At 44.6% G+C, this 9210-nt stretch carries 9 protein-coding genes and 2 tRNA genes; 5 read left to right on the forward strand and 6 right to left on the reverse strand.

All coding sequences use genetic code 11. The features are described 5' to 3' along the window. Nucleotides 1-1180 (forward strand): energy-dependent translational throttle protein EttA (gene ettA / locus E2K52_RS12070; RefSeq protein WP_227548243.1); only part of this gene is annotated, 1180 nt, incomplete at its 5' end. Nucleotides 1181-1385: 205 nt separating this feature from the next. Here the strand turns inward: ettA and E2K52_RS12075 are convergent. From E2K52_RS12075 to E2K52_RS12100, 6 genes are all read right to left on the reverse strand, one after another. Beyond that, on the reverse strand, nt 1386-1712 hold the full coding sequence (locus tag E2K52_RS12075) for a hypothetical protein (protein WP_151205323.1): 327 nt from the start codon (nt 1710-1712) through the stop codon (nt 1386-1388). Beyond that, nucleotides 1690-2031 (reverse strand): hypothetical protein, encoded by a 342-nt coding sequence (locus E2K52_RS12080; protein WP_151205324.1) that lies wholly within the window; start codon nt 2029-2031, stop codon nt 1690-1692. Before E2K52_RS12080 ends, E2K52_RS12075 begins: the two co-directional genes overlap by 23 nt. A gap of 142 nt (nt 2032-2173) precedes the next feature. After that, nucleotides 2174-2249 (reverse strand) — tRNA-Glu (locus E2K52_RS12085). A gap of 37 nt (nt 2250-2286) precedes the next feature. After that, nucleotides 2287-2362 (reverse strand) — tRNA-Ala (locus E2K52_RS12090). A gap of 57 nt (nt 2363-2419) precedes the next feature. Next, nucleotides 2420-3928, reverse strand: coding sequence for a glutamate--tRNA ligase (gene gltX / locus E2K52_RS12095; RefSeq protein WP_151205325.1), 1509 nt, complete (start codon nt 3926-3928; stop codon nt 2420-2422). Nucleotides 3929-4064: 136 nt separating this feature from the next. After that, nucleotides 4065-4367, reverse strand: a complete 303-nt coding sequence (locus tag E2K52_RS12100) for a hypothetical protein (RefSeq protein WP_151205326.1) — start codon at nt 4365-4367, stop codon at nt 4065-4067. Between the two features lie 756 nt (nt 4368-5123). Here E2K52_RS12100 and E2K52_RS12105 point away from each other — a divergent pair. From E2K52_RS12105 to ftsI, 4 genes are all read left to right on the forward strand, one after another. Then, nucleotides 5124-6143 carry a sulfate ABC transporter substrate-binding protein gene (locus tag E2K52_RS12105; RefSeq protein WP_151205330.1) on the forward strand — a complete coding sequence of 340 codons (1020 nt, stop codon included), beginning with the start codon at nt 5124-5126 and terminating at the stop codon, nt 6141-6143. A 206-nt stretch (nt 6144-6349) separates the two neighbouring features. Continuing rightward, a complete protein-coding gene (gene rsmH, locus E2K52_RS12110; protein ID WP_151205327.1) occupies nt 6350-7261 on the forward strand; it encodes a 16S rRNA (cytosine(1402)-N(4))-methyltransferase RsmH in 912 nt (303 codons plus the stop codon). A 10-nt stretch (nt 7262-7271) separates the two neighbouring features. Further along, nucleotides 7272-7604 (forward strand): cell division protein FtsL, encoded by a 333-nt coding sequence (ftsL, locus tag E2K52_RS12115; protein ID WP_151205328.1) that lies wholly within the window; start codon nt 7272-7274, stop codon nt 7602-7604. A gap of 15 nt (nt 7605-7619) precedes the next feature. Then, a partial coding sequence (gene ftsI / locus E2K52_RS12120; protein ID WP_151205329.1) for a penicillin-binding protein PBP3 occupies nt 7620-9210 on the forward strand: 1591 nt, incomplete at its 3' end.

Here is a 9210-nt window from a genome sequence, read left to right on the forward strand (position 1 = left end):
AATTTATAAGGCAGACCTGAATATTGCCGACATGGATCAGCACCACTATGCGGATTATCAGTTTATGCTGTTGCTGGATGAACCGACGAACCATCTGGATGCAGAATCTGTATCTTGGCTGGAACGCTTCCTGAAAGATTTCCCGGGCACAATCGTGGCGATTACGCACGACCGTTACTTCCTGGATAACGTTGCCGAGTGGATTCTGGAGCTTGACCGTGGACATGGTATTCCTTATCAAGGTAACTACTCTTCATGGCTGGAGCAGAAAAATGCCCGCTTAGAGCAAGAGAACAAGCAGGAAGAATCTTTTGCCAAGGCGTTGAAAAAAGAGCTTGAGTGGGTTCGTACCAATGCTAAGGGTCAGCAGAAGAAAAACAAGGCGCGTATGGAGCGTTTTGAAGAGCTGAACTCGCGTGAATTCCAGCAGCGTAACGAAACTTCTGAAATTTATATTCCACCTGGTCCACGTCTGGGCAACAAGGTGGTTGAAGTTGAAAACATCAGCAAATCCTTTGGCGATAAGCTGCTGTACAAGGATTTATCTTTCACTGTACCACCAGCGGCAATTGTCGGAATCGTGGGTCCAAACGGTGCAGGTAAAACAACGCTATTCCGCATGATGACTGGCGAACAGCAACCGGATACCGGTACTGTAACGCTGGGTGATTCGGTTAAAGTGGCGTATGTGGGTCAGATCCGCGACACGCTGGATGATAATAAAACCGTTTGGGAAGAAGTGTCTGGTGGCCTGGATATCCTGAAAATCGGTGATTATGAAATCGCTTCACGTGCTTATATTGGTCGCTTTAACTTCAAGGGCCAAGATCAGCAAAAACGTGTAGGTGGTTTGTCAGGTGGTGAGCGTAACCGTTTACAGCTGGCGAAAATCCTGCAAATGGGGGCAAACGTTATCCTGCTCGATGAACCGTCAAACGACCTGGATATCGAAACTTTACGTGCACTGGAAGATGCGATTCTGGTCTTCCCGGGTACTGTCATGGTGGTGTCGCATGACCGTTGGTTCCTGGACCGTATTGCCACTCATATCCTGTCATTTGAAGATGAAACACCGGAATTCTTCACGGGTAACTATGCCGAGTTTGAAGAATACCGTCGTAAGCAATATGGTGATGATCTGACTGCCAAACGTCAGAAATATCGCAAAATTGGGGCTTAATTCCCGCACATAAAAGAAACCAGTCTTCGGACTGGTTTTTTTATTGATTGCTCTTTCATGACTTCCTGTTTACAGGCTTTTTTACTGGCATCCTTTGGTCAATGACGCCGCTATAAAAGTATTTCTTCCGTGTGTGGGTGATTTGGAAACAGGCCTGGAAATTTTAAACTAGAGCAGTTGAGTGTTATTGTTTTGAAAATATTTTTTATTGGCTGCCGAACAGTGAAACTCCCGCCACAGTGTGTTCGCAAGTAAGCTGTTTAAAGCGCAGGATTGGCCAGTGATATAGGCTACCTAACTTTTGAAGCTCATATATTTTTAAAATAGCTTTCTGTCGTTCATTCTGAATGCGAGCATTATATTTATCATCCATAAAAACAGCAGAGCGGTTTTTCTGACTTGAGAAATTGGTCGTTGTGAAGCTGGTAATTGTGCTTGGTTTTAAAGATTCTCTATTGGAATGCAAGCTGAGGATCAAATGACCATCAGCTTGTTGAATGATCGAGGACTCAAATTTCCCATTGATGATCACATTCGCGGCATTTCCATTTTTTCTGGTTTTGCATGAAGGCCTGCATGGAAATTTTAAAATCTGGCAGATCTTTATAGAACAAGAAGCCTACGATCAGGCAGACAATAAACACAATTACGGTCGCCATCTGTAGGGTTGAACCCGCACCATCACCAAAAATCCACATGGCAATACTGATAATAACCAGCAGTAATAACACAAACAGGGCAGGTACTAGGAAAACCAGGCTTTTGGGTACGACAGGGCGTGCTGTCACTTGGCCAGGCTGGGCCAGGGGCATGATTTTCGGACTCTGACATTTAGGGCAGCGATATTGCATTACAACTCCAAAATTCTAAATTACTGATTATTTTATCGGAAGATAGGCAGAAACCGAAGGCTGGCCAAAAAAAACATACAGACAATAAAAAACCCAAGTCATAATGCTTGGGTTTTTTATAAAGATGTTGCCATCTTGAATATGGCGTCCCTACGGGGATTCGAACCCCGGTTGCCGCCGTGAAAGGGCGATGTCCTAGGCCTCTAGACGATAGGGACAAATGACGCAAATACACAGGCAAAGCAAGACTTGGTTTGGTGGAGTCAAGGAGGATCGAACTCCTGACCTCTACAATGCCATTGTAGCGCTCTACCAACTGAGCTATGACCCCAGTCTGTGTGAGCGCTATATTAGGGATATAACGCTCAGCCGTCAACAAAAAAATGAATTAAGCTTGATTGACTGCTTCATTTTTCGGCAACTTTAGGCTTTCATTCAGTTTTTCCCAAGTTTTTAGCTCTTTTTTGCTTGGGCTACCGACAATTTCCAGCGCATGACGTAAGCGGGCGAAGGTCAGGTCAGGGCCAATGGTGACCATAGTTTGCATCACTGGGGTAGATGCTGTTGAACCGGCAATTGCAATAAAGAAGGCTGGCATGAAATCACGCAGCTTGATTTCCATTTGAGCAGCCAGGTCCATCAAGGTTTGGCTTACCGTATCATTATTCCAGGTAAACAGGCTTTCCAGACGCCAGATTGCGAATTGCAGGCTTTGGCGAACCTGTTCTTCGGACAGTTTCTTGCTTTCAAACTGCGCTTTACTGAGTGTCGGGAAATGGTTGAAATAATGCGCTGACCAGTTGACAGCTTCAGACAGTAAATTAATACGTGGCTGAATCGCAGCAGCGATTTCTTCCAGTTTGGCACGGTCTGCTTTCCAGGCCAGTAAGGTATCTAATAGTTCAGCAGGAGACAGGGCTTTAATCCACTGACCATTGAGCCAGTTTAGTTTCTCAACATCAAAGATTGGGCCACCCAGAGAGACACGTTGAATGTCAAAATGTTCGATCATTTCAGCCAAAGTGAATTTTTCACGCTCATCCGGCATCGACCAACCCATTCGGCCCAGATAGTTCAACAAGGCTTCCGGCAAGACCCCAATATCCTTGTAATAGTTAATTGAGGTTGGATTTTTACGCTTGGACAGTTTGGACTTGTCCGGATTACGTAGCAACGGCATATGACACAGGGTAGGCATCTCCCAGCCAAAGTATTGGTACAGCAGCTGGTGTTTGGGTGCCGATGGAATCCATTCTTCACCACGGATCACGTGGGTGATTTGCATCAAGTGATCATCGACTACGTTCGCCAGATGGTAAGTTGGCAGGCCGTCAGTTTTTAGCAGGATTTGCATGTCGACTTGCGCCCATGGAATTTCCACTTCACCGCGCAGCATGTCATTAAAGGTGCAGATACCTTCAGTCGGTACTTTCATGCGGATAACATGCGGCTCACCCGCCGCCAGACGGCGCTCCACTTCTGCAGGCGAAAGCAGCAGGCCGCGGCCATCATAACGTGGGGTTTCACCGCGTGCTTGCTGCTCAGCACGCATCTGGTCAAGTTCTTCACTGGTGGCGAAACAATAGAAAGCGTGGCCTTTTTCGACCAGTTCCAGCGCATATTGCTTATAGATGTCCATGCGTTCAGACTGACGATAAGGTGCATGCGGACCACCTACATCTGGACCTTCTGACCAGTTCAGGCCTAACCAGCGCAAGGAATCCAGAATCATCTTTTCAGATTCAGGGGTTGAGCGCAGCTGGTCTGTATCTTCAATCCGTAAAATAAACTCACCGCCATGTTGCTTGGCAAAGCACAGGTTAAACAGGGCGATATAAGCAGTACCTACATGAGGAAAACCAGTAGGAGAAGGGGCAATACGCGTACGAACAGTCATAGTCGAATAAGGTCTGGAATATGAATTTGCCTCTATTATAACGAAAAAGCCATCTACTGAATGCTTTATTCAAACATTGCATGAGATGGCTGAAAAATCGCAGGGAATGGTCAGATTAAGACTGGCCTACAGGCATTTAAGAATGGTTGGGGGAAAAAATGCTTTGTACAAAACGGGTAAAACGCTGGTTTTGTGCGGCAAAGAAATTTTGTGATGGGGTGATTTTTAGGGCCGTCTGCACTTTCAGATTATCTTCCGTATACAGGGTCTTATCTGTCTTGTGCTGTTGCAGCGCTTTTTCAATCGGAGAGTTTTTGACTTCGAGTTGGTTAATCAGAGTTTTAGGTGCAGTGTTTTTCACGACCACCGCATGACCGAACTGTGTAGTCAACAGCATGATTAGGCTCAGGATGCTGGTTGTCAATAGACTGGTTTTCATTTACAAACCTCCCCTTGGCTATGATTGGACTTATTTTGCTTAAAATGTTTTTTTAATACTAAGTCTACAATTTAATATAGAGAATTAAAACTGTATCACATTTTTTACAAAAAAGTCTAAATAATGGTATAAAACTTTACCAAAAACGGCATTTCCCCTCTTGAGGGCGTATTTTTAGCAAATAACTATGAAGAGAACGTGAAGAACTGTCTTTTATTGTAGCAAGAGATTCACTTTTAACCGAATTTGTATCTGTGTTTAAGACCTGAAAAACCTTTTAAAACCCTTTTTATTTGATTTTAAATAAAATTATTTTTTTACAGAATACCTAAGCCTAACCGCTACTTTTCTTTATTTAAAATAAAGCTCTTAGCTCTCAACTTTTGTAAAAAATGGATAATTGTAAAGGGTCAAAATCTCAACCAGGATTTTTAAATACTTTTTATAAGCTCCTCCAGAAATTAATCTGTTTAATGGTGCCTTATTGACTAGCTGTACTTAAAGCCTCTCTGATCTAAGGTCTGAACCTGCTCGAAGCTCAAATTGGAAGGTTGATTATCCATTTTTCTCATATAGAAAGAATAAAATACTATATATTAGCGGAAGTCGGGTATCTTCAATTTTTTATTGAATAAAAACAATACATTGTACTTATATTGTTTTTATTCCATCAAGTTTTTCAGGGAGATGCTGAATTGCGATAAATCACTTTGTTCCATATAGTTCTCTCCATGATAGATGAACCTCCATATGGCTATGAAAACTGAATTGAAATCGTTGTTTCGTGCAGCATTACTGGCAACCGGTCTGGCGATGACTGCAACTGTGACCCAAGCCGCAGATCGTCAGTTCCTGAATGTGTCTTATGATGCGACACGTGAATTTTATGATGAGTTCAATAAGTCTTTTGGTGCTTACTGGAAAAAACGCACCGGTGTGGATGTCAACTTTAAACAGTCACATGGCGGTTCTGGCAAGCAGGCACGTTCTGTTGTCGATGGTCTGAAAGGCGACGTTGTGACACTGGCGCTGGCAAATGATATTGAAGAAATTGTGCGTTCTGGACAGATTCAGCCAGGGTGGCAAAAAGAATTTCCGCATAACTCTGCGCCTTACACCTCGACCATTGTATTTATGGTGCGTAAAGGCAACCCGAAAGGCATTAAGGACTGGACCGACCTGACTAAACCGGGTGTGGAAATCATTACGCCAAACCCGAAAACTGGTGGTCTGCCACGTTGGGTCTATCTGTCTGCTTGGGGATATGCTGAAAAACAGCCAGGCGGTAGCAAAGCCAAAGCGCAAGACTTTGTAGCTAAACTTTATAAAAATGTCAAAGTGATGGATTCGGCAGCACGTGCATCCATGACCACCTTCGCTGAGCGAGGCATTGGTGATGTGTTATTGACTTGGGAAAATGAAGCCTTGGTTACCCAAAAAACTTTGGGCAAGGACAAATTTGACATTATCTATCCATCTTTAACCATTCTTACAGAGCCTTCAGTCGCGATTGTAGACCGTACAGTGGAAAAAAATGGCAATAAATGGCTGGCGACTGGCTATATCAATTACCTGTATTCACCACTGGGGCAAGAGATGGCAGCCAAGCATTTCTACCGTCCACATAATAAAAAAGTACTGGCCAAGTATTCTGCACAATTCCCTAAAATCAACACCTTTACCATTGATGAGGTGTTTGGTGGCTGGAGCACAGCACAGAAAACCCACTTTGCCAATGGGGCGATCTTTGACCAGATTTACAATAGCAAACGTTAATCATCGCTTGGTTATTTAAGTTGTCCACAAAAAAGCCTCTTTGAAGAGGCTTTTTTGTTATTTTAGCCGGCTAAACATGCTGGAAAGAAAATAAAAACGGTTTTCTGCATGAAAAGTAATATTTATCTACAAAAAGTCATTTGGAGCTTTATACAAACAGAGTGATAATGTGCAGTTAAATTTTTCGCCTTAATTATTGAGTTGTTATGTCACATATTTCTGTACTACTTCACGAAACGATTGATGCCTTGCTGGCTGGTCGCAATACAGGAGTTTATGTGGATGGAACCTTTGGGCGTGGTGGACATACGCGTTTATTATTGTCGAAATTAGATGAACATGCGCGTGTTTATGCTTTTGATAAAGATCCGCAAGCTCTTGCCGTGGCAGCTGAGCTGGAACAGCAAGATTCGCGTTTTAAAATTATTCATGCCAGCTTTGCCGATTTAAAAGAGGCACTGGCTGAACAGGGCATAGACAGTGTGGATGGGGTTATGGCTGACCTGGGAGTGTCTTCACCTCAACTGGATCAAGCCGAGCGGGGCTTTAGTTTTATGAAAGACGGTCCCCTGGACATGCGAATGGATAATTCACAGGGACCTACTGCGGCAGAATGGCTGATCGAGATTGAAGAAGAGGCTTTGGCTAATATTATTTTCCAGTATGGCGAAGAGCGTTATAGTCGCCGTATTGCCAAAGCCATTAAAAAGGCCGGCTATATTGCAAGCACAGGCGAGCTGGCAGAAATTGTTAAGGTGGCGCATCCCAAATGGGAAAAAAATAAGCATGCTGCCACCCGTACTTTTCAAGCAATTCGTATTGCTATTAATAAAGAATTGGAAGATATTGAAATCTTCTTGCCTCAGGCAGTCGATATTTTAAAACCTGAAGCTCGTCTGGCGGTGATCAGCTTCCATTCGCTCGAAGACCGGTTGATTAAACAGTTTATTCAAAAAGAATCGACACTCGCAGAAGACTCGGGGTGGGGCATGCCGCAACAACAGAAGGATACGCGACGTTTAAAAAAAGTGGCTCGTGTAAAGGCAAGTGAGGAGGAAGTGAAGGCCAATCCTCGGTCACGCAGTGCATGGCTGCGGGTTGCAGAACGTTTAGCTTAATAGGCACATCATGAAAACTGAAGTGGTTGGTAAAAAAACAGATAAGTTGTGGCTGAAAAAAGCCGTTACTTATATCGTGCTGGTACTGATGATCTTTGTCAGTGCAGTATTTGTGGTATTTCAAGTGTTTGAATATCGTCAGGACAACCGGAAACTGAGTACCTATCTGCGTGAACGTGATGATCTGAATGCAGAATGGGGACGTTTGCTGATTGAACAGCAGACTTTTGGAGCGACTGCGCAGATTGGTACGCGCGCGGTTACCCAGTTAAGGATGTACTCGCCACCGGTGTCACAAAGCGTTGTGATTTCCTTACCACAGACTTCAGATGAGAAAAAATAAGGCTAGTGCTTCAACATGGTAGACAAGAGAAAAAAGCAACCGGTACGTAAAAGGCAGTCAGTCACTGATAAAAATACCTCAAATATTTATATCAACCGTTTCTATCTGATGTGGGCAGTGGTGCTGCTGTGTTTTATCGTTTTGATCGGGCGCGCCTTTTATGTGCAAATTATCAATAAAGATTTTCTGCAAAATAAAGCCAATGCCAATATTTTAAGAACCAATACCATCAAAGCCATGCGTGGCGTGATTTATGACCGCAATGGCGTGCCGCTGGCCATTAGTACGCCCATCATGAAAATCGTGATTGATCCGCGGGATTATTTTGAAAATAAACAGCTCTATGAAGAGACCATGCTGGCCTTGGAAAAAGAGCCGAATAGCCGCAAATTGAAACGTCAGCTGCCGGATAAAAACCTGAATCTGGATGAGCTGGCAGATGCTGTTGGGATGGATCGAGCCGAATTGCGCAAGAAAATGGATGAGCGTCAGCGCTCGCGTTATCTGGTGCTGAAAAAAGAAGTACCGCCCCAGCAGGCGGAGCTGATTATGAAGCGTAATTTTCAGGGCGTATATACTGAGAAAAACTATAAGCGTTATTATCCGCAGCCACAGCCGAACTCACAGATTATTGGTTTGACCAACAGTGAAGGTACGGGTATTGAAGGTCTGGAAATGCAGCTGAATACCCGCCTGGCAGGTGAAGATGGTGAGCAGCAGATCATCCGCGATAAAAAAGGGAATCGTGTCAAGGAGCCGGAAGTCATCAAGGAAGTTGAACCGGGAGAAAATATTACCCTGAGTATCGACTCACGCCTGCAATACATCATGTATCGTGAACTGACCGCAGCAGGGGTGGCGAATAATGCCCGTTCGGCGACTGCGATTGCAGTGGATGTTAAAACCGGGGAAATTCTGGCGCTTTCTTCCTGGCCATCGTATAACCCGAATGATAAAAATAGTTTGCAGAATAAAGATGCGATGCGTAACCGTGGTGCGATTGACTCTTTTGAACCCGGTTCAACCATGAAACCGCTGACAGTGGCGATGGCTTTGGAAAGCGGTAAATACACCGCCAATTCAGTGGTCAATACCAGCCCTGGCAGTATGCGTGTCGGCAACCATACTATCCGGGATACCCATAACTATGGGCCATTGACTTTGGGCGGCATTATCCGGAAGTCTTCTAACGTTGGGGTTGCCAAACTAGCCTTGTCTCTGCCGTATGAAACACTGCCAACCTTCTATAAACGTCTGGGTTTTGGCCAGCGCTCTGCGGTGAAATTCCCGGGTGAAAGTGCCGGCTTGATTCTACCGCCAAGCAAGTGGAATGTCTCCGAGGTGGCCACCATGTCATATGGTTATGGCCTGAATGCCACGGTCCTCCAGTTAGCCGATGCTTATGCAATGCTGGCCAATAAGGGCGTTAAAATGCCACTGAGCCTGTTCAAGCTTGAGGAGCAGCCCCAAGGTGAACAGCTGCTTGATCCAAAGATTGCGGATCAAGTTCTATTAATGATGGAAACAGCCACTTTACCAGGCGGTACTGCCACCCGTGCGGTGGTGCCGGGTTATCGTGTCGCTGGTAAAACGGGCACCGCACACA

Origin of the sequence: Acinetobacter sp. RF14B (genome assembly GCF_006864105.1) — a bacterium.
Taxonomy (GTDB): domain Bacteria; phylum Pseudomonadota; class Gammaproteobacteria; order Pseudomonadales; family Moraxellaceae; genus Acinetobacter; species Acinetobacter lwoffii_C.

Bases quoted from the DNA above. Each gene is read 5' to 3' on its own strand.
- E2K52_RS12080 (WP_151205324.1), bottom strand. From the start codon at position 2,031: ATGCAATATCGCTGCCCTAAATGTCAGAGTCCGAAAATCATGCCCCTG.
- gltX (WP_151205325.1), bottom strand. From the start codon at position 3,928: ATGACTGTTCGTACGCGTATTGCCCCTTCTCCTACTGGTTTTCCTCAT.
- E2K52_RS12100 (WP_151205326.1), bottom strand. From the start codon at position 4,367: ATGAAAACCAGTCTATTGACAACCAGCATCCTGAGCCTAATCATGCTG.
- E2K52_RS12105 (WP_151205330.1), top strand. From the start codon at position 5,124: ATGAAAACTGAATTGAAATCGTTGTTTCGTGCAGCATTACTGGCAACC.
- rsmH (WP_151205327.1), top strand. From the start codon at position 6,350: ATGTCACATATTTCTGTACTACTTCACGAAACGATTGATGCCTTGCTG.
- ftsL (WP_151205328.1), top strand. From the start codon at position 7,272: ATGAAAACTGAAGTGGTTGGTAAAAAAACAGATAAGTTGTGGCTGAAA.